The sequence below is a fragment of the Parvibaculum sp. genome, assembly GCF_039973015.1.
Classification (GTDB): domain Bacteria; phylum Pseudomonadota; class Alphaproteobacteria; order Parvibaculales; family Parvibaculaceae; genus Parvibaculum.
In genome coordinates this window covers 146,221-171,450 of record NZ_JBDWLT010000007.1, presented here as the reverse complement: position 1 = coordinate 171,450, position 25,230 = coordinate 146,221, and the positions used below count along the sequence as shown (strand labels likewise).

The following is a 25,230-nucleotide window of genomic DNA, read 5'->3' as shown; positions in this document are numbered from 1 at the left end:
GCCTATTCTTTCCCTTCTTCGGTCCTGCGGGCCCCTGTCTTGTGACCACCGGTCTTGCTGGGGTGGCCCCGGCCGGAGGTGCCAAGCATGAGAAGGACGCCGACGGCAGCCGTGAAAACGACTACCGCCTCGCCTAGCGTATCGAAACCGCGATAGCTGGCCAGAACCGCCGAAACGACGTTCGGGATTCCGATTTCGACGGGTGTCCGGGAGAGGTAGTCGGGGGCGACATGCGTCTGGACAGGATTGTCCGCGGCACCGAAGGGAGGCATGTCCAGTGTGCCGTATATCAAGGCTGCTCCGGCGACCAGACAGACGAAGAGCGGCAGAAAGGCAGAGTGGGCCGGCTTCTTCTCCTCCTTGCCTGTTAGCGCAAGTGTGCCCAGCATCAGTACGGTCGAGATGCCCGCGCCCACGGCCGCTTCCGTGAAGGCCACGTCCATTGCGTCCAGCGTGACGAACAGACCGGCTGACAGAAGGCTGAAGACACCTGCGAGCATCGCCACCGCGAAGAGATTGCGGAGACGCGCAATGGCAATGGCGGTTATCACAAGGAAGGTGAAGAGCAGAACATCGATGATTGCGATGCCGACAAGATTGGCGGTCATGGCTTCTGCTCCTCTGCCACGCTTTCCCCCAGAACATTTGCCGTTTCGTTGCGCCGTAGCCTGACAGGCCGGATGCCGGCCACGAAGGACGCGTTGGCGACGGCGTGGGTCGCCGTGGGGCTGGTGACGAAAAGGAAAAGGCTGATCAACGCGAGTTTCAATGTCGTCTGGGTGAAACCGGTCTGGAACATCATGCCGACGAGTATCAGCTCTGCGCCAATCGTATCGACGATACCGGCTGCGTGGATGCGCGACCAGACATCCGGCAAACGGACAAGGCCGAAAGAGCCTATCAGAATGAAGATGCAGCCGACTGCGAAGGCCAGGCCGCTCGCGATATCGCGGGCGAGTTCGAGGAAGGCCGCGTCCATCAGCCCTTCTCCGTGTTTGTCAGTCCGCGCCCGAGCCCCCGGTAGCGGAAGAATTTGAGAATGGCGATCGTGCTGACGAAATTTATCAGCGCATAGAGAATGGCGATGTCCAGAAAGTCCGGGCGCTCGGTAACGAAACCGAGGGCGCTGAGGAGCAGAACGGTGAGGGTGCCGAACGTGTTGACGGCAAGCACACGGTCATAAAGCGTCGGCCCGGCGAAAAGACGAATCATGACAAGCAAAATTGCAACGAAGATCGCTGCGACCACAGCAAGAAACATATACATCAGCGAGCCTCGACGGCGGTGACGCGCTTACCCATATCGGCAAACCCTTCAGGCGCGGCAAAGTCCTCGGTCAGAGCGTGGACAAGGAAGCGTCCGTTTCCGCTCTCCACGGTCACCGTCCCCGGTGTGAGGGTGATGGAATTGGCAAAAATCACGTGTCCCATTTCCGTCTTCTGTGTGCAGGGAACGGCGATCAGCTGCTGGCTGATCGGCATCTCGCGCGCAAGGATCACCTTGGATACGGCAATGGAGGACTTGAACACTTCACGGCCGAGCCAACCCCAGTAAAGGAGAAGGGAAGGGCGCAACTGCAGCGGAACCGCTTCATCGTCGAGAAGCTTCATGCGCGAGGCCAGGTAGACTGTGAACAGGCAGGAAAGAATGCCGAGCGACAGCAAGAACGGCTTGAAGTAGCCGGACAAAACCAGCCAGAGCGCGAACAACGCAACCAGTAACCCGACGGCCTTTTTCATGATCTCCCTGCGGATATGTGGCCCGAATGGCCATAGAGGTTCGCCGGTTGCCCGGTCATTGTGCCGGTACCGAACGAATGCGCGGCGGACAAAGCCTCCATTGCCCGATGCGCCGGAAACCCGATTTGACGATTCCAATATGCAATGCAGCCGATGGGAGGGCAAGAAAGACCGGATTTCCTTTTGCCGATATCGCATATTCCTGCGCACTTTCAATGCTCAGGCAACGCTGTTATAGTTGTCATAATAAAGGGGGGTCCTTGGGGAGGGAACCACGGACCATTTAGGAATTCCGGTACGGTCAATATTGAGGCCATACCTGTATTGACTGTCCGGAAGTTGATCGTGGTGGGGATGGAAGAGCGTTTAGAAAGTGCGGCGGGCTCCGTAGACGTGTCTTTCGAAGTCACGGGCGTCGTCAAATGGTTCGATGCGGTCAAAGGGTATGGTTTCATCATTCCCGATGACGGGCGGGACGATGTTCTCGTCCACTTGTCTTGCCTGAAGCAGGCAGGGCATGAAGGGCTGGATGAAGGCACCACCGTTACTTGCGAAGCGGTGCGCCGGCCCAAAGGTAATCAAGCCATCAAGGTTCTCGAAGTCGATGATACAACAGCGGTCAAGCCGTCATCATCGGGCGCGGCAACGCGTGCTGCCGGGCAGGTTGTGCCCATTGGCGACTTTGAGGTCGTGACGGTGAAATGGTTCAACCGTGCGCGCGGTTACGGTTTCGTGACCCGCGGCGAAGGCACCCCGGATATTTTTGTCCATATGGAGACGCTGCGCCGATTCGGCGTACGTGACCTCATTCCGGGTCAGCAGATGAGCGTTCGCTTCGGCGAAGGCCCCATGGGGCTGATGGTCGCCGAGATGCAGCAGGACGACGTGCAGGGCAACTGACCCGTTTCATCTCCTTGCGAGCCCATGATATAGGACGGCGATCCACCGCCCGGTGGTGCTGCGCATCCCCACACCCGAATATGGCCCGATGAGCGAAACAGAAGACGACAATGCGCCGGACGGCTTCGTCCTTTCGACGAGCCGCGGCCCATATACAAGCCATAACGGGCCTTTTTACCACAAGGTGACGCCTGAGGGATTCGTTCACGGCGTCCGCGTGAAAAAGCGCCATTGCAACTCGCGGGGCATCACGCATGGCGGCATGCTGATGGCTTTCGCAGACGGGCTTCTGGGGACGGCGGTTTGGCGGGAAACGCAGACGATTGCGCTAACGGTTCGCATGAATTCGGATTTTCTGTCCTCCGCGCGGCCCGGCGAATGGCTTGAAGGCAAAGCACGGGTGACGCGGGCAACGAAGTCCATTGCGTTCTGCGAGGCGGACCTCTATGTCGGCAACCGGGCGGTCCTCAAGGCGAGCGGCGTTTTCAAGCTGATGCCCAGACACAAGACCAAGGATTGAGTGTTTGCCCTAACGGGTGTATTTGCTCGGCAATGTCGGGGCGTAGCGCAGCCTGGTAGCGCATCTGGTTTGGGACCAGAGGGTCGGGAGTTCGAATCTCTCCGCCCCGACCATCGAATTTCAATCATATCCGCACAATGAAACAGGCGATCCCGACGGGATCGCCTGCGAATGCGCGATGTCTTTCCTACCGCCTCAGGCGGCTTCGGGCATGGCAATGCCGAGTTCGGCCGGGGCCAGCCACCAGGCCCGGGCCGCAAGCCGCTCTACAGCTGCTGCCGGCCAGACAGGGGCCCCCTGGCGCAGGATCGGGCCCGTGAGGTCGAGGATGCACTCGATATCGAGCGTGTTGAAGCCTTGAACGGCAAGCAGAGATACGGCGGTAGCGCGGTCGAGATAGCGGGGGGGAACATTCATCTTAAACTCCTTCATCGCAGAAGGACTGCGGCAATCCTGATTTTGCGAGTCGCCTTGGCTGTGGCGATGATCTTGTTATCGCTTGCAAATTCGTCGCTTTTGGGGCGATAAGAACAAGGTTTCGCGACGGTCCCCGCTTCAGGGACCAGGAGTTTCGAGGGATCCGATTTGGCACGCGCTCGCATCTACAAACCAGCCAAGACCGCCATGCAGTCCGGTCGGGCCAAGACCCGGAAATGGGTGCTCGACTTCGAGCCAGGCAGCGCGCGCAAGGTAGAGCCGCTAATGGGCTGGACGAGTTCGGGTGATACCAATGCGCAGGTGACGCTTCGTTTCGATACGAAAGAGGAAGCTATTGCCTATGCGAAGAAGCACGGCATCGAATACCAGGTTTTCGAGCCGAAAACCCAGCGCCGTTCGATCAAGGCTTATGCCGACAATTTCAAGTTCGGCCGCCACAGCCTCTGGACGCATTGAGGCCGCTTGCCGGTCCCGTAGCTCAACCGGATAGAGCATCGGCCTTCTAAGCCGAGGGTTGCAGGTTCGAGTCCTGCCGGGATCGCCATTGCGGCCTTCACCCTTCCACGTCGAGCGCGCGCAAAGCCGAGGCTTTGAGGGATTGGCGCAGCTTGCCATAGCCCTTCCAAGGGGCAGCGCGCCGCCTGGAGAATGCCGTTTTTACTGTCATCTCATTCGCCGCTTTTACCTTTGCAAGCTCTGCCCACGATAATGGCCATGCGACGGGCGCGCCTGCACGCGCGCGAGGCGAGTAGGGGGCGATCGCGGTCGAAGCGCGATCATTTCGCAGATAGTCGATGAAGATGCGGCCCTTGCGGGCGGCCTTGCTCATCTTCGCCACGTAGCGCTCCGGTTCCTGCACGGCCATGCGCGAAGCAACCGCTGCGGCGAAGGCTTTCACCGTTGGCCATTCATGGCGGCGGACAAGCGGCGCTACCACGTGGATGCCCTTGCCGCCGGTGAGCATCGGGAAGCTCTGTAGGTCAAGCGCATCAAGTACATCGCGGGTTTCGCCTGCGGCCTTCTTCACCTCCTCAAACGAGACCGCCGGGTCGGGGTCGAGATCGAAGACGAGCCGGTCGGGCCGTTCGATATCATCCACGCGTGAGCCCCAGATGTGGAACTCGAGCACACCCATCTGGGCTGCCGAAACAAGGCCTTTCACGTCCGTGATGTAGAGATACTTCTCGCGTTCCTTTGAGCCCTTCACCTCAAATTCCTGAAACCCGTCGCCAAGACCCGCGCCGGCGTGGCGCTGAAAGAAACATTTCTTCTGCCGCCCCTCGGGGCAACGGACAAGACTGACGAGCCGGTCTTCGATTTCCGGCATCATCACTTCGGCCACCTTTTCAAGATAACGGGCGAGCTCGATCTTGGTGATGCCCTGCTCGGGAAAAAGGACGCGGTCAGGATGCGAGATGCGGACGCCGGCAACCACGGGTGAGTTCTGTTTGTCGGCAGGCATATCCTCGATCTCCTCGACGGGGGTGGCTTCCTCACGGATCACGGCTGCGGCTTTTTTGTCCTCACGCAGGCCAAGATAGCGGGCGTGGCGGACCAGGCCATCTTTCGTGAACCCGGCAAATCCGATCTGCGCGACAAGCTCGGGCTTCAGCCAATATGCCTTGCGCGCAATGGATGCGGGAACCTCGCCTTTAACCGGAGCGGTTTTACGCCCGAGTTTATCGAACATGGCCGAAAGGCGATCCAGTTCGTCATTGGAAAAGCCGGTGCCCACGCGGCCCGCATAGCGAAGGTCTTTTCCCTCCCGCACGGCTAGCAGAAGTGAAGAAAACGGACGATTTCGCGTCGATGGCGACCATCCGGTGATAATGAATTCCTGTTCGTGCCCGCACTTGATCTTGAGCCAGGACTTGCCACGGCCTGAACGGTAGGGATGTTCGGCGCGCTTCGCGATAATGCCTTCGAAGCCTTTTCCGCACAGGGTCTGATACATGCGACCGCCATCGTTTTCGATGTGATCCGTATAATAGACCGGCCCCTTTTTACCTTCGGCCCCCAACAGCTCTTTCAGCTTTTTCTTGCGCTGCGAGAGTGGTTTCTTGCGCCAGTCCGTACCATCCGCATAAAGAAGATCGAAGACGAAATAGGAGAACGTGGCACCCTTTTCCTTCAGGGCAGCTTGCAGGGCGCCAAAGCTCGACCGGCCATCCTTGTCGAGGACTGCGATTTCGCCGTCGAGTAGCACACCGTTCAGGCTGAGCTCCGCAAGGGTTTCAGGCAAGGCGCCGAAGCGGTCCGTCCAGTCGAGTCCGCTCCGCGTATAAATGCGAACCCTGTCGCCGCTTACCGATGCGAGCGCGCGATAACCATCGAACTTCATTTCGAAAAGCCAATTCTCGCCGGAGGGAATATCATCCACCAGCGTGGCAAGTGCGGGCTTCACGAAGCGAGGGAGTTTTGCTCTTTTTCCTTGCCTTCTTGCGGGTTTTTTCGACGAAGCGCCGTTCTCCTTTCCATCGCGGGCCGACCATTCGCGTCCGGGACTTTCGGCGATTTCTTCATTGTTTTTTCCCGTGACTACGCTCGTCCTGTATTCGCCGACGACATCTTCGTCCTCGCTCGCCTCGTCGTCACGCTCCTTGATGAGCAGCCAGTTTTCCCGTTTATCGTTTTTCTTTCCCTTGAAACGAACCAGTGCCCAGCGTCCCTTCAGCCGTTCGCCCCGCAGGTGGAAAGCGAGCTTTCCCTTCTCAAGGCCTTCATGCGGATCGCCGACCGGCGCCCATTCACCGCGATCCCAAAGAAGCACAGAGCCGGCGCCGTAATGTCCTTCAGGGATGACGCCTTCAAAGGTGATGTAATCAACGGGGTGGTCCTCGGTGCGCACCGCCAGGCGCTTGTCGGATGGGTCGAGACTCGGGCCACGCGTTATGGCCCAACTCTTCAACACGCCGTCAAGTTCGAGACGCAGGTCATAATGCAGTCGCCTCGCGTCATGCATCTGGATTGCGTAACCACGCCCTTTGCGCCGGGTCTTGCGGCCTCGCGGTTCCGGCGTCTCGTTGAAATGGCGCCTGGCATGGTAGGCATCGAGGCTCGATCCCGGTTTTCCGCGCGCCATCTGCTCAGCCCGCTTTCCGTCTGGACGAAGAACTCTTCGATGCGGAACTGCGCTTCGATGACCTTCGGCTTGTGCTCTTTGCCTTGCTGGATTTGGTACTACCGGATCTGGCATTACTACGTACGGATCGTTTCAGCGCATCGACAAGGTCGATAACCTGCGCCCCTCCGGTAGGCGCTTCGTCTTCGACTTCGACGTGCTTTCGGTTTTTTGCCTTGGCGTCGATCAGTTCACGTACGGCTTCCGTGTACTGATCCTTGAATTGACGAGGGTCGAAAGGTGCGCTTTTCCGTTCGATCAGCTCCTCCGCAAGCAAGAGCAGCTCCTTGTCCAGCTCTTCGTCGCTCATCTCGGTGAAGTAGGGGGAGGCGCTGCGCACTTCGTCGGCAAATCGGAGCGTTTCCAGCAGGAGACCGTCGCCGCAGGGTTTCAAGGTTGCAACATGTTCCCGGCCGCGCATGACGAACTGGCCGATTCCGACCTTTCCGCTTTCTCTCAAAGCATCGCGGAGGACGCGGTAGCCTTCCTCGGCAAGTTCATCTTCCGCTACGACGTAGTAAGGGCGGTCGAACCACAGAGGGTCGATCTCGCCTTGTTTCACGAACTGGACGAGATCGAGTGTCTTTTTCGTCTCCAGTTTCAGGTCTTCGATCTCTTCCGGGTCGATAAGTACATACTGGCCCTTTTTGAGTTCGAAACCCTTCACGATTTCGTCGGTGTCTATCGGACCGATACCTGGAACGACCTTCTCGTAGCGGATGCGTTTTCCTGAAGGCTCATGTACCTGGTGGAACTGGATCCGGGCGCCACTTTTGGTGGCCGGAAAGATTTTCACGGGAATGGAAACAAGTGCGAGCCTCAGATTTCCGCTCCACACCGCACGGGCCGAGGAAAGAGCACTGGCAGGGGACTTGTGCGAGGTTTTCCGGCGCGACGTTGCCTTTTTTGCGGTGCTTTTTCTGGTGGTGCTTCGTTTTGCCATTACGTGAATCACTTTCCTGCCATTGCCTCACTGAGGCAAAACGCTGCAGGGAAGGCGCGGTTCCGGCGGTCGGCTTGCGCTGAAAGGGCTGCAAGCCGGGTGATTGCCCCGGTACTGCCTTATTTCTCCTTAATCGTTCGAGGGCCGGGAACCTGACCAAGCTGTAACTTGAGAATGATGGCGGGCTTCCTGATCATCGAGGCAATGAAAGGGCTTTTGAGGGGCGCGAAGACACCCGGAAGCATGGAGGAGGAAAATTATGCATCGGAATAGAAACGCAGTTGCCGCTCGAGGCCTGAACAGCCAGGCGCGGGTAATTGGCCTTGCGTTGCTCGTCGTTCTGGCGGGGCTGGTCTTCTCGATGAGCATCGGGGCGGCCGGGGCCAATGTCCTTTCCGATCCGAGCAAACCGGACCCGTCCATCGCAGGTGCGCCCAACGAAGCATCCGGGCAGGATCTCTATCAGCGCGGCTACTACCCCGAGGCGCTTGCCGAATGGGATCGCGCGGTCGAGAAAAACAAGGATGGCGGCGCTGCGTTTCAACTTGCCGAAGCCTATTTCGACGCTGCGGTCGTCGAACGCGATATCGTGAAAGCCGTGAAGTACTACACATTGGGTGCCGAATGGGGCGATGCCCGTGCTCAGGAAGATCTGGGCACGCTGTTCGACAAGGGCTGGGGTGTGAAGAAGGATCTCTCCAAGGCGGCGAAATGGTATGAGGCCGCGGCGAAGCAGGGCCATCCGAGCGCGCAATACAACATCGCCACCATGTATGAAGAAGGGGTGGGCGTCGAAGCGGACAAGGTGAAGGCCTATATGTATTACCAGCTCTCGATCGAGGGCGGCTTTCCCAAGTTTGCAACGGAAGCGCTGGAAACACTTTCCACCGAGATGAAGCCAACTGAGATCAAGGAGGCGACCAAGCTGGTCCGCGCCTTCAAGCCGATGACGGCCGGGGAAAGCGCCGCGGCGACAAAGGTGACGGTGAAGACTTCCGCCGGTGAAGACGCCAGCACGGAATAGGTCGCGATGCAGGTGCGGACGGCAAAGCCCTGGCCTTGTGCCGGGGCTTTTGTTTTTTCGCGCGGTGCCTGTTCGCTTTCGCTATCATTCGCTTGAGAGACAAGTGGAGGCGGCATGACTGATGTTTGGTCGAACTGGTCGGGATGGGTGAAGGCCTGGCCAAAAGCGCTGGCGGCGCCCATGACGGAGGAAGAGGTTGCCGAGGCTGTGAAAGGCGGTGTCGCGCCGGTTCGCGCCGCTGGCCGCGGCCACTCATTCACGCCTCTGGTGGAGTCCGACGGCACGATCATGACCCTGTGGGGGCTGAACGGCGTCGTCGATCATGACGAGGCCCGGCAGACGGCGCGCATCAAGGCGGGCACCACGATCCGCGATCTCGGGCCGGAGCTCTTCGAGCGTGGCCTTGCGCTGATCAATCAGGGCGATATCGACCGGCAGGCGCTTGCGGGTGCCGTCGGAACGGGTACGCATGGCACGGGGGGAGCGCTCGGCTCGGTATCGGCGGCTGTCGAGGGCTTCAGGCTGGCGGTCGCGAACGGAGAGATACTCACCTGCAATCGCAGTGAAAACCCGGATGTCTTCAATGCCGGGCGCGTGAGCTTCGGCAGTCTCGGTATCATGACCGAGATCACCATGAAGTGCCGCCCCGTCTATGCGCTGGAAGAGACGGGCGGACGCATGCCCATTGACGAGGTTCTCTCCCGCGCGGCGGAACTTCGTGACAGCGAACGGCATTTCGAGTTTTTCTGGTTTCCCTTCGCGGACCAGGCGCTGGTGAAGTTCCTGAAGGAAACCGATCAGGAAGCGCGACCGCGCCGCCGCCGCCCGGACGGCGAAATTGCGGCAAGCGACAAGACGATGATGCGCGCCTGCGAGGTTTCACGCTATCTGCCTTTCTTACGTGGACCTTTGCAGAAGTTGCTCACTTCGGCGAGCGGTTCGCGCTATTCGGGCGGTGGCGAAGGAGAGGAGAAAGCGAAAGTGCGCTGGTCGCACGATGCCTTTCCGAGCGACCGCAATGTACGCTTCAATGAAATGGAATATGCGGTGCCTGCCGAGAAGGGGCCGGACTGTATTCGCGAAGTCGGCGATTACATGCGCAAGTGCGGGATCAACTTTCTTTTCCCGCTCGAGTTTCGCTATGTCGCGGCGGACGATGCCTGGCTCAGCCCCTTCTACAATCGCGACAGCGTCACGATTTCAGTGCACCAGTATCACAAGCAGCCTTACAAGGAGCTGTTTGCTGGCGTCGAAGATATTTTCCGGCGCTATGAGGGACGGCCGCATTGGGGCAAGCTGCACACGCTGGGTGCGGCGGACTTCGAAACACTTTATCCGAAGTGGAACGAGTTCCAGGATGTGCGGCGGCGGCTTGACCCCACTGGCAAGTTCCTCAACGCGCATCTGAAGCAGATTTTCGGTGAGGTCTAGCTGGTTTCGACGATGGCGACGACTTGTCCTTCCGAAACCGCGTCTTCCTCGGCGACGAGAATTTCGACAATGCGGCAATCGGCAGGGGCGGAGACGGGGATCTCCATTTTCATTGATTCGAGGACAAGGATTGGATTCTCTTCGTCCACATGATCGCCCGGTTTCGCTTCGATCTTCCAGACCTTGCCGGTGATCTCGCTCTTCACTTCCCTGGTGGGCACGGTCTTCTCCCTGCTGTCTTTACCGATCAAGATCGGCCATGCGGTTCTCGCTTGCGCTTCCCGCGATGGCGACTGTCTTTATCAGGCCCCATACAGGCATACCGGTTTCAAGGTTGAGCAGGCGCGCAGCTCTGCCTGTCACAAGGGCGTGAAGGAGCGTCTCTCCCTCGCGCGTCCTGATGCTTACATCGACCTGACCCGTGCCTGCCTCTTCCAGGGCCTCGATGTTTCCTTCTATCACGTTTTGTACGCTCAGGCCGTGGGGGGCGGCCGTCGCGATGGTGACGTCACGCGCGCGCAGGCGCAGCCGGACGGATGCACCTGCGGATTGAGGCAGGCGCTGCACGAAAAGGTTGAAACCATTTCCGGCGACTTCTGTCAGGTTTTCGGCGTCGTCATGGCTTTCGATACGGGCATTGAGGATGGTGCCAAGACCATCGTCTCCGCTTTCACCGAGGATAAGGTTCTGCACGTCGACGCGGTTCAGGACTTCCGCCATGTCGCCCTTGGCCGCGACACGCCCGCCTTCGAAAACGACGACGCGGTCGGCGAGACGGACGACTTCTTCCATGTTGTGACTGACGAAGATGACCGGCAGGCGAAGCCTTTCATGCAGCGCTTCCAGAAAGGGCATGATCTCGCGGCGTCTTGCGATGTCGAGATTGGCGAGCGGTTCGTCCATGAGAAGCAGATGCGGGGCGGAGAGCAGCGCACGTCCAATGGCAACGCGCTGCGCTTCGCCGCCCGATAGTCCATGCGGGCGGCGGTCCAGCAAGTGCCGAAGGCCGAGCAGGCCGATCACTTCCTCGCGCGGGATCGGCGTATCGGGACCGCGGCGCGTGAGGCCATAATCAAGATTGCCCGCGACGGTGAGATGCGGGAAGAGCCGCGCTTCCTGAAAGACATAGCCGATGTGACGCTTCTCGGGCCCGATGAAGATATTGCGCGCGGTGTCGGTGTAGATATCGCTTCCGAGCGCGATGAGGGCGCTTTCAGGACGGCTCAGTCCGGCAATTGCCTGCAGCGTCATCGTCTTGCCCGCGCCCGAGCGGCCTATAATGCCGGTGACGCCGGGCGGGGCGTCGAAGGCGACGTCGAGGGTGAAGTCTTCAATCTGCCGTTTGATCTCGACCGAGAGCGTTGCGTTCATGTCGCGCGCTCCGTTCGGGTGCCGAATATGCGGCGGCGCATGCGAGCGGCGAAGATCTCGGAAGCGGCAAGCGCTCCTATGGCGAGGACGACGGAAAGCACGAGCAGGCGGAGTGCGCGTATCTCGCCGCCGGGTGATTGCAGCGCGCTATAGAGCGCGATCGGCAGCGTTTGTGTTTCGCCCGGAATATTCGCAACGAATGTTATGGTGGCACCGAACTCGCCAAGGCCACGCGCGAAGGCGAGCAGCAGCCCGGTCAGCAGTCCCGGCATGATGAGCGGCAATGTTATGCTTCGTAAAACGTCCCATTGCGTTGCGCCGAGGGTGCGGGCCGCCTGTTCGAGTTTCCTGTCCACTGCATCGAAAGAGAGCCGCAGCGCCCTCACGAGGAGCGGGAAGCCCATGATGGCGGCCGCAAGCGCCGCACCCTTCCAGTTGAAGGCAATCGTCAGCCCCAACGTTTCCTGCATCCATTGGCCGAGAAGGCCACGGGTACCGAAGGTGAGGAGGAGCAAATAGCCGGTGACCACGGGCGGCATGACGAGCGGCAGATGAACGAAGAGGTCGAGGGCGAATTTGCCGGGAAAACTTTTCCGCGATAACAGCCATGCGGCCAGCAGCCCGAAGGGCAGGCTGAGCAATGCACCGGCGAACCCGATCTTGAGCGAGAGCCAGAGGGCTTGCGCCTCCGCCGGGGTGAGCAGCATGTCGCTCATCTGTCAGTTGACCGGTGTTTCAAGCGGCGTGAAGCCATATTCCGCAAAAACACGCGCACCGGCGGGCCCCCTGAGATAGGCAAGGAAGTCTCGCGCAGTCTCGTTTGCGCGCCCGGCGACAAGGGCAACGGGATAGCGGACCGGATCATGCGTTTCTTCCGGCACTGCGGCGGCGATTTCGACATCGGGAGAGATGCGCGAATCCGTACGGTAGACGATACCGGCGCGCGCTTCACCCCGCGCGACCCAGACAAGTGCAGCGCGTACGTCTTCCGCTGCGACGATGCTTGTCACAACGCCGTCCCAAAGGCCCATTTGCGTGAGTGCCTGCTTTGCATAAATGCCGGCGGGAACGCCATCAGGATTGGCGATGGCCAGCCGCTCTCCAGCGAGCGCGGCGGCAAGGTCCGTATCTTCATCGAAGCTGAAATCGAGCTTCTGTCCTTTCTGTACGACAAGAACGAGCTCATTGGCGAGAAGATCGCTGCGCGTACCGGGCATCACGAAGTTTTCCTTCTCCAACTCGTCCATCCAGCTTTCATTGGCCGAGAGGAAGATGGAGGCCGGTGCACCCGCCTCGATCTGTTTGGCGAGTATGGACGAACCTGCGAAAACAGCCGTCACCTTGCACCCGCTTTTCGTCTCGAAAGCTTGCGCTATGCCGGTCACGGCGTCGGTCGTGCTGGCCGCCGCGAAGATGAAGACGGGCTCGCAGGCGAGTGCTTGCTTAGACCCGAAGGCCATCAGGAGTGCGAGGCAACATAGCGTCACGCGCATCGATTTCTCCCTCAGCTTTCTGCCACGCGCAGCCGCTCGAAACCTGCTTCGAGATCCGCAATGAGGTCGTCGATGTCTTCAAGGCCTGCATGGAAGCGAAGGATCTGGCCTTCGGCCTTCCAGCCCGTCGCGGTCCGCATCTTCTTTGGATATTGCGGAATGACGAGGCTTTCGAACCCCCCCCAGGAATAGCCCATGCCGAAAAATTCGAGCTCGTCGAGGAAAGCAGCCAGCGCCTTTTCGGAACAGGGTTTCAACTCCACGGAAAAGAGTCCGCAGGCGCCGGTGAAGTCGCGCTTCCAGATGGCATGACCGGGATCGCCGGGGAGCGCCGGGTGAAGAACGCGCGCAACTTCCGGGCGCTGCTTGAGCCATTCGGCCAGTGCGACACCGGTTTTCATATGGCGTTCGAGGCGCGTGGACAGCGTGCGGATGCCGCGAAGCACAAGATAGACGTCGTCGGGCGCGGCGCACTGGCCAATGGCGCCGTGTGTGTCCAGCATTTCTGTCCACGCCGCTTCACTCGTCGTGATCGAGCCCATCATCACATCCGAATGGCCGCAGAGATACTTCGTCACCGCCTGGATCGAGACGTCGACGCCATGTTCGAAAGGCTTGAAGTAGAGCGGTGATGCCCATGTGTTATCGAGCATGACGGTGACGTCTTTGCGGTGCGCCACCTCGGCAATGGCCGGAATGTCCTGTACCTCCAAGGTCACGGAACCGGGCGATTCCGTGAAGATCACCTTTGTCTCCGGGCAGATGAGCTGTTCGATGCCGGCACCGATTAGCGGATCGTAATATTCCACGTTGACGCCGTAGCGGGTCAGTACCTTGTCGCAAAAATGGCGCGAAGGCTGGTAGACGCTATCCACCATCAGCAGATGATCACCGGCCTTGAGAAAGGCGAGGAGGGCGGTCGTCACTGCCGACAGGCCGGAAGAGGTGAGCGCCGTCTTGTAGCCGCCCTCCAGCTCGGCAATCGCTTCTTGAAGCGCAAATGTTGTCGGAGTGCCCCGGCGGCCATAGGTCACCGGCTGGGTGCGGCTCTTCACGGCTTCAAGCGTCGGGTAAAGAACAGTGGAGGCGTGGTAAACTGGCGGGTTGACGATACCGAAGTTCGCCTCCGGGTCGCGGCCGGCCGTTACGATCAGCGTATCCTGTTTTTTCTTCGTCATTCGCTCCGCCGCTGCCGATATCCGGATTTGATCCCGGCATTTAAGGGGAAAACAGGGAGCGAAGCAAAATCCCGTGAACTTTGCCCCGGGGGTTTGCGATGCCGGGCGCGGCGGGTAGTCTGGAAGAATCATAATCCGCTTTGCGAGCGTCTTCGCAACCATCCCCAAAGGGAGACGAATGAAGAACCCTCTGGTCGCCCTGATCGTCGGAATCCTGATCGGTGCCGGCGGTCTCTATTTTTTCCTGCCCTATGACCCCCTGTTGCTGATCAGCCAAAATGCGCAGGTTGCCTCCACGCAGGGTGGCGAGGGCGAGGACCGGGCATCGGCGGGCGACACGCTTCAGCGGGTGCGCAATCGCGGGTTTCTGCAATGCGGCGTCAGCCAGGGGCTGCCGGGCTTTTCCAGCCCCGATGAACAGGGCAACTGGTCCGGCATCGATGTGGATTTCTGCCGGGCGCTGGCCGCGGCCATTTTTCACGATCCGGCGAAAGTCCGTTTCCGGCCTTTGTCCGCGAAGGACCGTTTCACGGCGCTGCAATCGGGTGAGATCGACATTCTCTCCCGCAACACGACCTGGACCATGTCGCGCGATACGCAGCTCGGCTTCGATTTTATCGGCGTCACCTATTATGACGGGCAGTCCTTCATCGTGCGCAAGGATGCGGGAATCGATACGGCAAAAGACCTTGCGGGCGGTACGATCTGCACCGAGACAGGCACGACGACCGAGCTCAATCTGGCCGACTTTTTTCGGAGCCGCGGGCTGAGCTACAAGGTTCTTTCCTTCGAAAAGAACGACGAGGCCGTCGTGGCCTATGACCGCGGCCGCTGCGATGCCTATACGACTGACGCCTCCGGTCTCTATGCACAGCGTCTCAAGCTCACCAACCCGGACGCCAACAAGGTTCTGGACGATGTCATTTCAAAAGAGCCGCTTGGCCCGGCCGTGCGTCAGGGCGATCCGCAGTGGGAGGATATCGGGCGCTGGACGCTTAACGCGCTGCTCAATGCGGAAGAACTGGGCGTAACCTCGGCCAATCTTGACGACATGCTTGAGAGCGACAACCCGCGCGTGAAGCGCCTCCTGGGCCGTGAAGGTGCCTATGGCGAGGCCATCGGGCTTGCGCCGGACTGGGCGGTCCATGCAATCCGGGCCACCGGTAATTATGGCGAGATGTTCGAGCGTAATGTCGGTACGCAAACGCCACTCGGCATAAAACGCGGTCTCAACGCTCTCTGGACGGATGGTGGTGTGCAATATGCGCCACCGGTCCGCTAAGGGGCATGAGCATGGGGCAGGGGCATAGCAAGGGAGCGCGCCCGCGCAGTGCGGCACCGCTCGGATGGAACAATCCGCGCGTCCGCTCCTTCGTCTATCAGGCGTCGGTCCTCATCGCCGTCATTTCCGTTGTCTGGTTCTTTGCCGCGACAGCGCAGGAAAACCTCGAACGGCTGAACATCTCGTCCGGCTTCGGCTTTCTCGACAATACGGCCGGCTTCGGCATCATCCAGACCCTCGTTCCCTATAGCGAGCAATCGAGTTACGGCCGTGCCTTTATCGTCGGCCTGCTGAACACGCTCGTTGTCGCCGTTATCGGCATTGTGCTGGCGACGCTGCTCGGCTTCCTGATCGGCGTTCTGCGGCTCTCGAACAACTGGCTGATTGCGAAACTCGCCGCCGCCTATGTCGAGATCATGCGCAATATTCCGCTGCTGCTGCATCTCTTCTTCTGGTACTTCGCGGTGCTTCGCCCCTTACCGGGCCCTGCCGACAGCCTCAATCCGCTGCCCGGCGTTCTGCTCAACAATCGCGGGCTGATCCTTCCCGCACCGATTTTCGATGCGGGCATCATTGCTTTTCTGGTTGCATTCGCCGTGGCGCTCATCGGCGGTGTCTTTCTCGTCCGCTGGTCGCGCAAACGCCAGCGCGACACCGGTCAGCTATTCCCTGCCTGGCGTGTTTTTGCCGCGCTTATCGTTTTTCTTCCCGGGCTCACATGGCTTGTTGCGGGCGCGCCCTTCCATCTCGATTTCGCGGTCGAGGGCGCCTTCGACTACACGGGCGGCATGCGGCTTTTGCCGGAGTTTGTCGCTCTCGTTCTCGGCCTTACACTCTATACGGCGGCTTTCATTGGCGAGATCGTTCGCGCAGGCATTCAGTCTGTCGGCAGGGGGCAGCGCGAGGCGGCAGCTTCTCTCGGCCTCAAGGAAGGCACGACGCTTCGTCTCGTCGTCATTCCCCAGGCCCTCCGCCTCATCATTCCGCCGCTTACGAGCCAGATACTAAACCTCACGAAAAATTCCTCGCTCGCGGTCGCCATTGCCTATCCCGATCTTGTCGCTGTCTTTTCCGGCACGGTGCTCAACCAGACGGGGCAGGCGATCGAGGTCATCACGATCACGATGGCGGTCTATCTCACGCTGAGTCTTCTCACATCGCTTGCGATGAACTGGTACAACGCGCGCGTAGCGCTGCAGGAGCGTTGAACGATGGCGATGGAAGATGTGACAGGCCGTCCGCCGCCCAAAAACCAGATGCGTATGTCGCCGGTTGTCTGGGCGCGGCGCAATCTGTTTTCGAGCATAGGCAACACCATCCTTACGCTGGTTTGCCTCTATCTGCTCTGGCTTGCGATTCCGCCCTTTCTCGACTTCACGATTTTCAGTGCCGTCTGGTCGGGCACCACCCGGGAGGCTTGCCTCGGTGACGGCAAGGGGGCCTGCTGGCCCTTCGTCTGGGCGAATATCGGGCAGTTCATCTATGGCCGCTATCCGCAGGACGAGCTATGGCGCGTGAACATCGTCTTCGCGCTTGGTATTCTTGCCATCGTGCCGGCGCTCATTCCCTCGGCGCCCGCCAAGCGCTTCAACCTGATCTTTCTGCTCGTCATCTATCCGCTGATTGCGCTTGTGCTGCTCGCGGGGGACCGGCCGGGGCTCCGTCCCGTTCCGACAAGCGAGTGGGGCGGGCTGCTCGTCACGCTCGTCGTAGCGCTCACCGGTATCGTCGTGTCGCTGCCTCTCGGTATCGTTCTTGCGCTGGGGCGGCGTTCGTCCATGCCCGCCATACGGATGCTTTGCATCGTCTTCATCGAGTTCTGGCGCGGCGTACCGCTGATCACCGTTCTTTTCATGGCAAGCGTTATGCTGCCGCTCTTCCTGCCGGAGGGTATGAGCCCGGACAATCTCCTGCGTTGCCTCGTAGGTGTCGCGCTCTTCTCCTCGGCCTATATGGCGGAAGTGGTGCGCGGCGGCTTGCAGGCGATTCCTGCTGGGCAATATGAGGCAGCGCGCGCCGTTGGCCTCACCTATTGGCAGGCGATGGGGCAGGTGGTTCTGCCGCAGGCGCTGCGCCATGTCATTCCGGGCATCGTCAACACCTTCATCGGGCTCTTCAAGGATACGACACTGGTGCTGATTGTCGGCATCTTCGACCTTCTGGGGCAGGTCCGCGCGCAACTCAGCGATCCGTCATGGACGGTGCCGCAGGGGGCGCTCACCGGCTACATCTTCGCGGCGCTCGTCTTCTGGGTCTTCTGCTTCGGGATGTCTCAATATTCGAATTTCATGGAACGCAAGCTCAACGCGGCGCGCGAGCGCTAGGAGATAACGATGTCCGAGGGAACCGCAGCGCCGGTAAAAACGCCGAAACTCAAAGTCTCCGACAAGGTGATGATCGAGATGACCGGTGTGAACAAATGGTTTGGCGATTTTCACGTTTTGAAAGATATCGATCTGACGGTGAACGAAGGCGAGCGCATCGTCATTGCGGGGCCGTCCGGCTCGGGCAAGTCCACGCTCATCCGCTGCATCAACCGGCTGGAGCCGCATGACGAGGGCCGCATCGTCATTGACGGCATTGAACTCACCGAAGACCTGAAACGCATCGACGAGGTACGGCGCGAAGTCGGCATGGTGTTTCAGCAGTTCAACCTGTTCCCGCATATGACGGTGCTGGAGAACTGCACGCTGGCGCCGCTCTGGGTGCGCAAGATGCCGGAGCGCGAAGCGCGCGATCTCGCCATGAGTTTTCTCGAACGTGTGCGCATTCCCGAGCAAGCGATGAAATATCCCGGGCAGCTATCGGGCGGTCAGCAGCAGCGCGTGGCTATTGCCCGCGCTCTCTGCATGAACCCGAAGATCATGCTCTTCGATGAGCCGACCTCCGCGCTCGACCCGGAAATGATCAAGGAAGTGCTCGACGTCATGGTGGAGCTTGCGCAGGAAGGCATGACCATGCTCTGCGTCACGCATGAAATGGGCTTTGCGCGGGAAGTCGCAAACCGCGTGGTCTTTATGGATGCAGGCGAGATTATCGAGGAAGCGCCCCCGGAGGAATTCTTCAACGCGCCAAAACACGCGCGGACGAAGGAATTCCTCGCGCAAATTCTCGGGCATTGAGTTCGGCGCTCAGCCGATCTCTTCCAGCACCGCTTCTTCCTGTGCGTAGGGCGTGAAGCCCATGCGCTGATAAAGCGGCAAGGCGCGCGGATGATCGAGGGTGCAGGTCTGCACGATGAGACGCGTCGTCTCGTGCGACCAGGCCGTGCTGATCGCCTCGCGCAGCAGGAAGCTGCCAAGGCCGGCGCCGACCTGTTCGGGCATCAGTCCGAGGAAGGAAAGCTCGGCGCGCGGCAGCGCACGAAAGTCGAGTTCGAAATAGCCGGCCGGTACGCCGTTCACGTAAAGCACGTAGATTTCGACTTCCGGGTGCTGGACGATCTGTGCGAGGGCGGCATCCGACAGCCGCTTGCGGTTCACCCAGACGTAGTCGCGGCCAACCGCATCGTAGAGATAGCGATAGAAATGAACCGGCGGGTTTTCCGCGCGCATCAGGGCGTATTTTCCGGGCGGGCGCGGAACAGGGTGCAGGCGCGGCGGTGCCGTCATTTCGAGATGGGTGACGACTGTCTTGTGTTTTTTTCCCATCCCTCACGCCCGTTTCTTGTTCAGCTTTCGACGGGCATCTCCGCCGTCGCGCCCCATTCAGCCCATGACCCATCATAGACGGGAACCTGCGGCTTGCCGAGTACGGCAAGACCAAGCGCGAGAATAGAGGCGGTGATGCCCGAGCCGCATGTCGTGACGACGGGGCGGTTGAGGTCGATGCCCGCGCCCTCGAAAAGCTTTTTCAGTTCTTCGGGATTTTTCATTGTGCCGTCTTCGGCAATGAGCTTGCTTGCGGGCAAGTTCAAGCTGCCGGGAATATGACCGCCGCGCAGGTCCGGGCGAGGTTCGGGTTCCTTCGCATGGAAACGTCCGGCACTCCGTGCATCCAGCACCTGCTCGGCGCATGTATCGATATTCTGAAGGATCGCCTTGCGGTCGCGAATGAGGCCGGTGTTGCGCCGTGCCGTAAAGTGGCGCGCGGAGCTGCGCGGGCGCATGTCGTCGAGCGGACGTCCCTCTGCTTTCCATTTCTTCAATCCGCCATCGAGCACGGTCACATCGTCATGACCCATGACGCGGAACATCCACCAGACGCGGGCGGCGCTGAAAAGGCCGGCTCCGTCATAGACGACAACGCGGTTGCCGTCGCCGAGCCCCATGCCGCGGACACGCGACGAGAACTTTTCCGGGCGTGGCAGCATGTGGGGATAGGGGCTGTCGAGATCGCAAATCTCGTCGATATCGAAAAAGACAGCACCCGGAATGTGCTCGCGTTCATATTCCTCGCGGGCGTTTCGCTGCATCTGCGGCAGGTACCATGAGGCGTCTACCACGCGCACATCGGGCGCATCCAGATGCGTCGCCAGCCATTCGGTTGTCACAAGCGGAGAGGTGGCCTCGTACATGTCTCTCGTCCCTCGTTCCGCCTAGAGCCAATCCGGCGCAGGCAGGTTCTTTTCCTTGAGGAAAGCCGGGTTGAACAGCTTGCTCTGGTAGCGTGTGCCGTAATCGCAGAGCACGGTGACGATTGTATGACCGGGGCCCATTTCCTTCGCGAGGCGAATTGCCCCTGCGACATTGATGCCGCTCGATCCGCCGAGGCAGAGACCTTCTTCCTTCAGCAATCCGAAGATGATCGGCAGGGCTTCCTCGTCGGGAATCTGGAAGGCCTGGTCGATCGGCGCATCCTCAAGGTTCGCCGTGATGCGGCCTTGTCCGATACCTTCGGTGATCGAGGTCCCCTCGGATTTCAGTTCGCCATTCTTGTAATAGTTGTAGAGCGCGGCACCCATCGGATCGGCAATGCCGATCTGCACGTCCTTGCTTTTCGCCTTCAGCGCCATACCCGTGCCGGCCAGCGTGCCGCCCGTGCCGACGGCGCAGATGAAGCCGTCTACCTTGCCGTCCGTCTGCTTCCAGATTTCAGGCCCCGTCGTCTCGATATGCGCCTGCCGGTTTGCGACATTGTCAAACTGGTTCGCCCAGATGGCGCCGTTCGGCTCCTTCGCCGCAAGCTCCTCGGCAAGGCGGCCCGAATATTTCACGTAGTTGTTCGGGTCTTTGTAAGGCACCGCCGGAACCTCGATCAGCTCGGCGCCGCAGAGCCGCAACATGTCCTTCTTTTCCTGGCTTTGCGTCTCCGGGATCACGATCACGGAGCGGAAGCCGAGCGCATTGCCGACAAGGGCGAGCCCGATGCCCGTATTGCCAGCCGTACCTTCCACGATGACGCCGCCGGGCTTCAGTGCGCCGCGCTTCACCGCGTCCTCGATGATGTAGAGGGCGGCGCGGTCTTTCACCGACTGGCCGGGGTTCAGGAATTCGGCCTTGCCGAGAATCTCGCAGCCGGTTTCTTCCGATGCGTGCTTCAGGCGCAGCATGGGTGTGTTGCCGATCGAGTCGACGAGACCGTTCTTGATGTCCATGGGGCTGATTTCGTTATCTGTTTTTGTGCGTGTTGCACTGGAACATACGGAGGGGGTGCCCTTGGTTCAAGGCGTTAGCGAGAATGACCACTATTCATTTGAGCTGTGACTTGTTCAGCATAAGCCATTGAATAAGAAGGGTTGTTTTTGTGTCCTGGATGCGGCCGTCTTGCGTGGCGGCATAGGCTTGCGCCAGCGGCACGACCACCGCGCGGATATCTTCATGCTCCTCGGCAAGGCCGTGGATGCCGCCTATGCCCTCCAGAGCGGCCAGTCCAACGAAGAGATAGGCCCTTTCGCCATATCCGCCCGGCGAGGACCAGACGGTCGAGACCGGGTGAACGGCGCGCAGTTCACAGCCCGCTTCTTCCACCGCCTCGCGCCGGGCGACTTCCTCCGGCGTCTCGTCCTTGTCCCGCATCCCGGCCACGACCTCGAAGAGCCAGGTCGCTTCGCCCCAGGCGAGGCCGCAGGCGCGGAATTGCTCGATCAGCACCACGGCGTCGAGATCGGGATCGTAGGGAAGAACATTCACGGCTTCGCCGATGGTATAGACATCGCGTGTGACGGGATCGGACCATTCGCCGTCGAAGCGGCGATGGCGAAAGGTGAACCGGTCGAGCTTCCCCCAACCCTGGCCGATGGTGTCGCGCGATTGAAGATCGACATCGGCAAGACTGCGCGGCGTCGGGACGAGACGGGAATCCATAAAGGTGCTCCGCTTGGGATGAGAGGCGGAGCTTAGCAGTCGAGCGCCGCCGCTGCTATTGCCGGGCGAGCGTCACCTGCGTCACGTCGATGTTCCCGGCGCGGAATCCTGCCTCGCAATAGGAGAGGTAATATTCCCACATGCGGCGGAAGCGTTCGTCGAAACCCTGCGAGCGGATTTCCGGCCAGGCCGTGCGGAACCGTTCGCGCCACTGGCGCAACGTCTCTGCGTAGTCGAGGCCGAACTCCAGGTTGCCTGCCCAGGTGAGGCCCGCTTGCGCAACCTGCTGACGTAGCGCGCTTGGGGAGGGCAGCATGCCGCCTGGAAAAATGTAGCGCTGGATGAAGTCCGCGCGCTTGCGATAGGCGTCGAAGGCCCGGTCTTCGATGGTGATGATCTGGAGCCCGGCCTTGCCGCCCGGCTCCAAGCAGTCCCGTACCTTCTGGAAATAGGTCGGCCAGTATTCCTCGCCCACCGCCTCGAACATTTCGATGGAGGCTACCCGGTCGAACTTCTCGTCCACGTCGCGATAATCCTGGTAGCGGATGTCGACCTTGTGGGTGAGCTGCTTCTTCTCCATGCGCTCGCGCGCGAAGGCGAGTTGCTCCTTGCTGATGGTGATGCCGGTCACGCGGCAGCCAATCTCGCTCGCGGCATATTCCGCGAAGCCGCCCCAGCCGCTACCGATTTCGAGCAGGTGATGTTCGGGCCGGAGGCCGATCTGTTCGGCCAGCGAGCGGTACTTGTTGGTCTGCGCCTCGGAGAGCTCCTGACCCGGATGGGAAAAGCGAGCCGCCGAATAGGTCATCGTCGGATCGAGCCAGCGCGTATAGAAGCTGTTGCCGAGATCATAATGGTATTCGATGTTGCGCTTCGAGCCGCTCTTCGAGTTCCGGCGCATCAGATGGCCGAGGCGCGAGAACAGTCGCGCAATTGGCATACCGTTCAGCTTGTCCTGGAGAGCTTCCTTGTTACGCAGGAAAAACTGAAGGAAGGCGGTGACGTTCGGACTGTCCCACATGCCGTCGAGAAAGGCTTCGGCCGCGCCGAGGTCGCCGCCGGAGAAGAAGCGCCGGGTCATACGGAAATCGCGGATCACGAGTTCGGCGTCTTCGCCCGGTTCAGTGCCCCGGAAAAGAAGCCGCCGCCCGTCGGGCAGGGTAACGGTCATGGAGCCGTGGCGGATTTTCGCCAGCGCGCGGAAGACGATTCGCGCGAGTTGCGGAATACCGCCGATAGAAGACACGTTCTCCGGGGTAACGGCGAACGTTTCGGTTCGACTGGCCACTGCCTGCTGTTGCATGCGGTTCCACTCCATCCATTGTCCAGGAAGAGTATAAGCAGGAAAGCCCCTCCGCTCACTCACTCTTTACTGGATATTTGTACGCAATGGTGTGGCGGACGGTTCACGTCCAGAGGAACCGAAGGGGGGAATACCGCTATTTCCGGCCTGATTTCTTCTCTTCTTCTTGCAACTGCTTCACATAATCATCCATCTGGTCGAGCCTCGTCTCCCAGAGCTGCCTTTGCCGGTGCATCCAGTCTTCGGCGGCAGTGAGTTTCGTCGCATCCAGTGTACAGGTCCGTACACGGCCGGCCTTCCGGGTCTTCACGAGACCGGCGCGTTCGAGAATGCGCAGATGCGACATGAAGGTCGGCAAGGCGAGGGTGAAGCGCCGCGCGAGCTCGCTGACGCTTTGCGGGCCCTGTGTCAGCATCTCGATGACGGAGCGCCTTGTCGGATCGGCAAGCGCGATGAAGGTATGGTCGAATGCGGTCTGGCTTGTGGTCATGGCTCTCACCGGGAGGTTCGCTGTGAGCTACATACTTAGCATTAGCGCTAACAATTGTCCCGTTGGGGACAGCCTGACGCCGGAAAATGACCCTGAAATGAAAAAGCCGCGGCGCGTCCGGGTGATCTCCCATGACGCGCCGCGGCGAAACTGGCTCCCCGGGCCGGATTCGAACCAGCGACCGATCGGTTAACAGCCGATTGCTCTACCACTGAGCTACCGAGGAATAAGCGGTGGCGACCTTCACAGGCGCTACCGATTGGGCCTGCATATAGCAAAGACATTTGGCCCGTGCCAGTCCAAATGTCTTGCTATCGCCACCTTTCGGTCCTATCTGCCGAAACAAGTTCGGCGTATCAGGCCGCCGATTTTCGCGGAGAACGGCATTTCATGGCTGCGGTGCGATTCGGCGACAAGCGAATGCGGATTCCAGGTCCGCCAATCCTGCGAATCGTCGTCGGTATTCTTCTTATTCTCGGCGGCACGGTCGGCTTCCTGCCGGTGGTCGGTTTCTGGATGCTGCCGCTCGGTGTGCTTGTCCTCTCCGTCGACCTGCATCCGGTCCGGCGTTGGCGGCGACGCTTCGAGGTCTGGTGGGGCCGCAGGCGGCGGCGCAAGCAGGGCAGCTAGGCTCCATCGATCCCGAGCGAGCGGATGGGTTTTGCCAATGCGAAAGGCAGGCCGCTCAGCAGCGTCTCCAGCATTCGCCGGTCCTGAAAATCTCCATTGAGCGAGAGCCGCGGCAGGCTTGTCATCCGCTTTGCGTGGCGGGGCTGGACGAGGCCTTTGCGGGTCGTTGTTGCAGAGCGGAAGCCAAGCGCCCCGGCAAGTGCGAAATCGCGTTCATCGGCCGAGCCTGGATCGCCATAGGGATAGGAGAAGTGCTGCGGGCGGTATCCCAGTTCCGTTTCCATCCGCGAGACCCCGCGTTCGATGTCGCTGCGAGCCTCGCTGGCGGACAATCCCTTTTGCGCGAAATGGTCGGCCGTATGCGCCTCGACGCTTGCGAGCGGATGGGCGGCGAGGGTGCGCACCTCGTCCCATGTCATCGCCAGTTCGCGCGTGAGCGCGGCCATGTCGACGCCATGCATCATCGCCTGCTTGCGCACTTCGGCGCGCATTTCATGTTCGGGCAATTTGCGCAGCGTCCAATAGATCCTGTTCCAGGCCGCGTTCTTTTCATTGACGTCGCGCGTGAACATCGAAATCTCGTTGCCCGGAAGCGCGATGCGCACGGCGTTTGCCGCTGCAATCGCGCGCTCAAGCGCCACCCACCAGATTTCCGCGTGCCCGTCCGGCAGTCCCGTCGTCAGATAGACAGTGAAGGGAACGTCATGGCGCTCGAAAACGGGCAGGGCGTCCGTCAGATTGTCCTTGTAGCCATCGTCAAGCGTGAAGACCGCGAAGCGTTCGCCATGCTCGCCCTTTTCGAGACGTGTCACGGCCTCGTCGAGCGACATGCAGGTATAGCCGAGCTCGCGTACCGTCCCGATGGTCTCTTCGAGAAAGGAAGGCGTGATTTCGAGGATGCGGTTTGGCGCGAATGCCGCGCCATCGTCTTCGCGCACCCGGTGCAACATGAAGATGACGCCGATCCCCGCCAGCGATTTTGGCGCGAGCCGGTGTGCGCCGCTTGCATGGAGGGCGAGTAGTGTCCGGCCCATCAGCGACGGGCTGGCATCTCGGGATATGCGGGCGGTGTCGTTCATTACCCGCCATTTTCGGGGAAAAAGGTTAACGCGGTGCGACTAG

At 60.3% G+C, this 25,230-nt stretch carries 29 protein-coding genes and 3 tRNA genes; 12 read left to right on the top strand and 20 right to left on the bottom strand.

Annotation, left to right across the window (positions count from 1 at the left end; genetic code table 11):
- Positions 1-2: 2 nt before the first annotated feature.
- The 4 genes from ABJO61_RS05550 to ABJO61_RS05535 are packed head-to-tail and all read right to left on the bottom strand — an operon-like array spanning position 3 to position 1,739.
- Positions 3-608 carry a DUF4040 domain-containing protein gene (locus ABJO61_RS05550; protein WP_348327567.1) on the bottom strand — a complete coding sequence of 202 codons (606 nt, stop codon included), beginning with the start codon at positions 606-608 and terminating at the stop codon, positions 3-5.
- A complete protein-coding gene (gene mnhG, locus ABJO61_RS05545) occupies positions 605-979 on the bottom strand; it encodes a monovalent cation/H(+) antiporter subunit G (RefSeq protein WP_348327564.1) in 375 nt (124 codons plus the stop codon). The genes ABJO61_RS05550 and mnhG overlap by 4 nt, the downstream gene beginning before the upstream one ends.
- Positions 979-1,266: a monovalent cation/H+ antiporter complex subunit F gene (locus tag ABJO61_RS05540; protein ID WP_348327561.1), complete on the bottom strand. Its 288-nt coding sequence runs from the start codon at positions 1,264-1,266 to the stop codon at positions 979-981. Before ABJO61_RS05540 ends, mnhG begins: the two co-directional genes overlap by 1 nt.
- The gene (locus tag ABJO61_RS05535) at positions 1,266-1,739 is read right to left on the bottom strand and encodes a Na+/H+ antiporter subunit E (protein WP_348327558.1); all 474 of its coding nucleotides are present in this window, start codon (positions 1,737-1,739) and stop codon (positions 1,266-1,268) included. The genes ABJO61_RS05540 and ABJO61_RS05535 overlap by 1 nt, the downstream gene beginning before the upstream one ends.
- A 354-nt stretch (positions 1,740-2,093) precedes the next feature.
- Between ABJO61_RS05535 and ABJO61_RS05530 the strand changes: the two genes are divergently transcribed.
- The 3 genes from ABJO61_RS05530 to ABJO61_RS05520 all read left to right on the top strand — a co-directional run bounded on the left by ABJO61_RS05530 (position 2,094) and on the right by ABJO61_RS05520 (position 3,272).
- Complete coding sequence (locus tag ABJO61_RS05530; protein WP_348327597.1) at positions 2,094-2,639, top strand: cold-shock protein; 546 nt, start codon at positions 2,094-2,096, stop codon at positions 2,637-2,639.
- 88 nt (positions 2,640-2,727) lie between these two features.
- Positions 2,728-3,159, top strand: a complete 432-nt coding sequence (locus ABJO61_RS05525; RefSeq protein ID WP_348327555.1) for a PaaI family thioesterase — start codon at positions 2,728-2,730, stop codon at positions 3,157-3,159.
- A 36-nt stretch (positions 3,160-3,195) separates the two neighbouring features.
- Positions 3,196-3,272: transfer RNA gene (locus ABJO61_RS05520), tRNA-Pro, on the top strand.
- A gap of 82 nt (positions 3,273-3,354) precedes the next feature.
- Here ABJO61_RS05520 and ABJO61_RS05515 read toward each other — a convergent pair.
- Positions 3,355-3,576 (bottom strand): hypothetical protein, encoded by a 222-nt coding sequence (locus ABJO61_RS05515; protein WP_348327552.1) that lies wholly within the window; start codon positions 3,574-3,576, stop codon positions 3,355-3,357.
- Positions 3,577-3,744: 168 nt separating this feature from the next.
- On the opposite strand from ABJO61_RS05515, the gene ABJO61_RS05510 reads away from it, so the two are divergent.
- Complete coding sequence (locus ABJO61_RS05510) at positions 3,745-4,053, top strand: ETC complex I subunit (RefSeq protein WP_348327549.1); 309 nt, start codon at positions 3,745-3,747, stop codon at positions 4,051-4,053.
- An 11-nt stretch (positions 4,054-4,064) separates the two neighbouring features.
- Positions 4,065-4,141 (top strand) — tRNA-Arg (locus ABJO61_RS05505).
- Positions 4,142-4,150: 9 nt separating this feature from the next.
- Here the strand turns inward: ABJO61_RS05505 and ligD are convergent.
- Both ligD and ABJO61_RS05495 read right to left on the bottom strand, forming a co-directional pair.
- Positions 4,151-6,679 carry a DNA ligase D gene (gene ligD / locus ABJO61_RS05500; RefSeq protein ID WP_348327546.1) on the bottom strand — a complete coding sequence of 843 codons (2,529 nt, stop codon included), beginning with the start codon at positions 6,677-6,679 and terminating at the stop codon, positions 4,151-4,153.
- Between the two features lie 4 nt (positions 6,680-6,683).
- Positions 6,684-7,661 (bottom strand): Ku protein, encoded by a 978-nt coding sequence (locus ABJO61_RS05495; protein ID WP_348327543.1) that lies wholly within the window; start codon positions 7,659-7,661, stop codon positions 6,684-6,686.
- A gap of 259 nt (positions 7,662-7,920) precedes the next feature.
- Between ABJO61_RS05495 and ABJO61_RS05490 the strand changes: the two genes are divergently transcribed.
- Both ABJO61_RS05490 and ABJO61_RS05485 read left to right on the top strand, forming a co-directional pair.
- A complete protein-coding gene (locus ABJO61_RS05490) occupies positions 7,921-8,685 on the top strand; it encodes a tetratricopeptide repeat protein (protein WP_348327540.1) in 765 nt (254 codons plus the stop codon).
- A 114-nt stretch (positions 8,686-8,799) separates the two neighbouring features.
- Positions 8,800-10,116 carry a D-arabinono-1,4-lactone oxidase gene (locus ABJO61_RS05485; RefSeq protein ID WP_348327536.1) on the top strand — a complete coding sequence of 439 codons (1,317 nt, stop codon included), beginning with the start codon at positions 8,800-8,802 and terminating at the stop codon, positions 10,114-10,116.
- On the opposite strand, the gene ABJO61_RS05480 is transcribed toward ABJO61_RS05485, so the two are convergent.
- From ABJO61_RS05480 to metC, 5 genes are read right to left on the bottom strand one after another with little or no spacing between them, the layout of a single operon-like run.
- Positions 10,113-10,337, bottom strand: a complete 225-nt coding sequence (locus ABJO61_RS05480) for an acetyl-CoA carboxylase biotin carboxyl carrier protein subunit (RefSeq protein ID WP_348327533.1) — start codon at positions 10,335-10,337, stop codon at positions 10,113-10,115. The genes ABJO61_RS05485 and ABJO61_RS05480 overlap by 4 nt on opposite strands.
- A 19-nt stretch (positions 10,338-10,356) precedes the next feature.
- Complete coding sequence (gene modC / locus ABJO61_RS05475) at positions 10,357-11,487, bottom strand: molybdenum ABC transporter ATP-binding protein (protein ID WP_348327530.1); 1,131 nt, start codon at positions 11,485-11,487, stop codon at positions 10,357-10,359.
- Entirely contained in the window at positions 11,484-12,203 is a 720-nt protein-coding gene (gene modB, locus ABJO61_RS05470; RefSeq protein WP_348327527.1) for a molybdate ABC transporter permease subunit, read from the bottom strand. Before modB ends, modC begins: the two co-directional genes overlap by 4 nt.
- A gap of 3 nt (positions 12,204-12,206) precedes the next feature.
- Positions 12,207-12,980: a molybdate ABC transporter substrate-binding protein gene (modA, locus tag ABJO61_RS05465; protein WP_348327524.1), complete on the bottom strand. Its 774-nt coding sequence runs from the start codon at positions 12,978-12,980 to the stop codon at positions 12,207-12,209.
- A gap of 11 nt (positions 12,981-12,991) precedes the next feature.
- The gene (gene metC / locus ABJO61_RS05460) at positions 12,992-14,158 is read right to left on the bottom strand and encodes a cystathionine beta-lyase (RefSeq protein WP_348327521.1); all 1,167 of its coding nucleotides are present in this window, start codon (positions 14,156-14,158) and stop codon (positions 12,992-12,994) included.
- A 178-nt stretch (positions 14,159-14,336) separates the two neighbouring features.
- Here metC and ABJO61_RS05455 point away from each other — a divergent pair, with 178 nt between their 5' ends.
- From ABJO61_RS05455 to ABJO61_RS05440, 4 genes are read left to right on the top strand one after another with little or no spacing between them, the layout of a single operon-like run.
- Positions 14,337-15,440 carry an amino acid ABC transporter substrate-binding protein gene (locus ABJO61_RS05455; protein WP_348327518.1) on the top strand — a complete coding sequence of 368 codons (1,104 nt, stop codon included), beginning with the start codon at positions 14,337-14,339 and terminating at the stop codon, positions 15,438-15,440.
- Positions 15,441-15,445: 5 nt separating this feature from the next.
- On the top strand, positions 15,446-16,648 hold the full coding sequence (locus tag ABJO61_RS05450; RefSeq protein ID WP_348327515.1) for an amino acid ABC transporter permease: 1,203 nt from the start codon (positions 15,446-15,448) through the stop codon (positions 16,646-16,648).
- Between the two features lie 3 nt (positions 16,649-16,651).
- Positions 16,652-17,764, top strand: a complete 1,113-nt coding sequence (locus ABJO61_RS05445; protein ID WP_348327512.1) for an amino acid ABC transporter permease — start codon at positions 16,652-16,654, stop codon at positions 17,762-17,764.
- Positions 17,765-17,773: 9 nt separating this feature from the next.
- On the top strand, positions 17,774-18,562 hold the full coding sequence (locus tag ABJO61_RS05440) for an amino acid ABC transporter ATP-binding protein (protein ID WP_348327509.1): 789 nt from the start codon (positions 17,774-17,776) through the stop codon (positions 18,560-18,562).
- A 9-nt stretch (positions 18,563-18,571) separates the two neighbouring features.
- Here ABJO61_RS05440 and ABJO61_RS05435 read toward each other — a convergent pair whose 3' ends face one another.
- The 7 genes from ABJO61_RS05435 to ABJO61_RS05405 form a co-directional block, all read right to left on the bottom strand.
- Entirely contained in the window at positions 18,572-19,090 is a 519-nt protein-coding gene (locus ABJO61_RS05435) for a GNAT family N-acetyltransferase (protein WP_348327506.1), read from the bottom strand.
- A gap of 20 nt (positions 19,091-19,110) precedes the next feature.
- Entirely contained in the window at positions 19,111-19,956 is an 846-nt protein-coding gene (gene sseA / locus ABJO61_RS05430) for a 3-mercaptopyruvate sulfurtransferase (RefSeq protein WP_348327503.1), read from the bottom strand.
- A gap of 21 nt (positions 19,957-19,977) precedes the next feature.
- Positions 19,978-20,976: a cysteine synthase A gene (locus tag ABJO61_RS05425; RefSeq protein WP_348327500.1), complete on the bottom strand. Its 999-nt coding sequence runs from the start codon at positions 20,974-20,976 to the stop codon at positions 19,978-19,980.
- Positions 20,977-21,070: 94 nt separating this feature from the next.
- Positions 21,071-21,685, bottom strand: coding sequence for an NUDIX domain-containing protein (locus tag ABJO61_RS05420; RefSeq protein ID WP_348327497.1), 615 nt, complete (start codon positions 21,683-21,685; stop codon positions 21,071-21,073).
- Positions 21,686-21,740: 55 nt separating this feature from the next.
- Positions 21,741-22,988 carry a cyclopropane-fatty-acyl-phospholipid synthase family protein gene (locus ABJO61_RS05415; RefSeq protein ID WP_348327494.1) on the bottom strand — a complete coding sequence of 416 codons (1,248 nt, stop codon included), beginning with the start codon at positions 22,986-22,988 and terminating at the stop codon, positions 21,741-21,743.
- Positions 22,989-23,124: 136 nt separating this feature from the next.
- The gene (locus tag ABJO61_RS05410) at positions 23,125-23,478 is read right to left on the bottom strand and encodes a metalloregulator ArsR/SmtB family transcription factor (RefSeq protein WP_348327491.1); all 354 of its coding nucleotides are present in this window, start codon (positions 23,476-23,478) and stop codon (positions 23,125-23,127) included.
- 151 nt (positions 23,479-23,629) lie between these two features.
- Positions 23,630-23,704, bottom strand: a tRNA-Asn gene (locus ABJO61_RS05405).
- Between the two features lie 164 nt (positions 23,705-23,868).
- Here ABJO61_RS05405 and ABJO61_RS05400 point away from each other — a divergent pair.
- Positions 23,869-24,108 (top strand): hypothetical protein, encoded by a 240-nt coding sequence (locus tag ABJO61_RS05400; RefSeq protein WP_348327488.1) that lies wholly within the window; start codon positions 23,869-23,871, stop codon positions 24,106-24,108.
- Here the strand turns inward: ABJO61_RS05400 and ABJO61_RS05395 are convergent.
- Positions 24,105-25,187, bottom strand: a complete 1,083-nt coding sequence (locus ABJO61_RS05395) for a polysaccharide deacetylase family protein (RefSeq protein ID WP_348327485.1) — start codon at positions 25,185-25,187, stop codon at positions 24,105-24,107. The two genes, ABJO61_RS05400 and ABJO61_RS05395, sit on opposite strands and share 4 nt — an antisense overlap.
- Between the last annotated feature and the right edge of the window lie 43 nt (positions 25,188-25,230).

Coding starts and splice junctions, on each gene's coding strand:
- ABJO61_RS05550 (WP_348327567.1), bottom strand. CDS start 608: ATGACCGCCAATCTTGTCGGCATCGCAATCATCGATGTTCTGCTCTTC.
- mnhG (WP_348327564.1), bottom strand. CDS start 979: ATGGACGCGGCCTTCCTCGAACTCGCCCGCGATATCGCGAGCGGCCTG.
- ABJO61_RS05540 (WP_348327561.1), bottom strand. CDS start 1,266: ATGTATATGTTTCTTGCTGTGGTCGCAGCGATCTTCGTTGCAATTTTG.
- ABJO61_RS05535 (WP_348327558.1), bottom strand. CDS start 1,739: ATGAAAAAGGCCGTCGGGTTACTGGTTGCGTTGTTCGCGCTCTGGCTG.
- ABJO61_RS05530 (WP_348327597.1), top strand. CDS start 2,094: ATGGAAGAGCGTTTAGAAAGTGCGGCGGGCTCCGTAGACGTGTCTTTC.
- ABJO61_RS05525 (WP_348327555.1), top strand. CDS start 2,728: ATGAGCGAAACAGAAGACGACAATGCGCCGGACGGCTTCGTCCTTTCG.
- ABJO61_RS05515 (WP_348327552.1), bottom strand. CDS start 3,576: ATGAATGTTCCCCCCCGCTATCTCGACCGCGCTACCGCCGTATCTCTG.
- ligD (WP_348327546.1), bottom strand. CDS start 6,679: ATGGCGCGCGGAAAACCGGGATCGAGCCTCGATGCCTACCATGCCAGG.
- ABJO61_RS05495 (WP_348327543.1), bottom strand. CDS start 7,661: ATGGCAAAACGAAGCACCACCAGAAAAAGCACCGCAAAAAAGGCAACG.
- ABJO61_RS05490 (WP_348327540.1), top strand. CDS start 7,921: ATGCATCGGAATAGAAACGCAGTTGCCGCTCGAGGCCTGAACAGCCAG.
- ABJO61_RS05485 (WP_348327536.1), top strand. CDS start 8,800: ATGACTGATGTTTGGTCGAACTGGTCGGGATGGGTGAAGGCCTGGCCA.
- modC (WP_348327530.1), bottom strand. CDS start 11,487: ATGAACGCAACGCTCTCGGTCGAGATCAAACGGCAGATTGAAGACTTC.
- modB (WP_348327527.1), bottom strand. CDS start 12,203: ATGAGCGACATGCTGCTCACCCCGGCGGAGGCGCAAGCCCTCTGGCTC.
- modA (WP_348327524.1), bottom strand. CDS start 12,980: ATGCGCGTGACGCTATGTTGCCTCGCACTCCTGATGGCCTTCGGGTCT.
- metC (WP_348327521.1), bottom strand. CDS start 14,158: ATGACGAAGAAAAAACAGGATACGCTGATCGTAACGGCCGGCCGCGAC.
- ABJO61_RS05455 (WP_348327518.1), top strand. CDS start 14,337: ATGAAGAACCCTCTGGTCGCCCTGATCGTCGGAATCCTGATCGGTGCC.
- ABJO61_RS05450 (WP_348327515.1), top strand. CDS start 15,446: ATGAGCATGGGGCAGGGGCATAGCAAGGGAGCGCGCCCGCGCAGTGCG.
- ABJO61_RS05445 (WP_348327512.1), top strand. CDS start 16,652: ATGGCGATGGAAGATGTGACAGGCCGTCCGCCGCCCAAAAACCAGATG.
- ABJO61_RS05440 (WP_348327509.1), top strand. CDS start 17,774: ATGTCCGAGGGAACCGCAGCGCCGGTAAAAACGCCGAAACTCAAAGTC.
- ABJO61_RS05435 (WP_348327506.1), bottom strand. CDS start 19,090: ATGGGAAAAAAACACAAGACAGTCGTCACCCATCTCGAAATGACGGCA.
- sseA (WP_348327503.1), bottom strand. CDS start 19,956: ATGTACGAGGCCACCTCTCCGCTTGTGACAACCGAATGGCTGGCGACG.
- ABJO61_RS05425 (WP_348327500.1), bottom strand. CDS start 20,976: ATGGACATCAAGAACGGTCTCGTCGACTCGATCGGCAACACACCCATG.
- ABJO61_RS05420 (WP_348327497.1), bottom strand. CDS start 21,685: ATGGATTCCCGTCTCGTCCCGACGCCGCGCAGTCTTGCCGATGTCGAT.
- ABJO61_RS05415 (WP_348327494.1), bottom strand. CDS start 22,988: ATGCAACAGCAGGCAGTGGCCAGTCGAACCGAAACGTTCGCCGTTACC.
- ABJO61_RS05410 (WP_348327491.1), bottom strand. CDS start 23,478: ATGACCACAAGCCAGACCGCATTCGACCATACCTTCATCGCGCTTGCC.
- ABJO61_RS05400 (WP_348327488.1), top strand. CDS start 23,869: ATGGCTGCGGTGCGATTCGGCGACAAGCGAATGCGGATTCCAGGTCCG.
- ABJO61_RS05395 (WP_348327485.1), bottom strand. CDS start 25,187: ATGAACGACACCGCCCGCATATCCCGAGATGCCAGCCCGTCGCTGATG.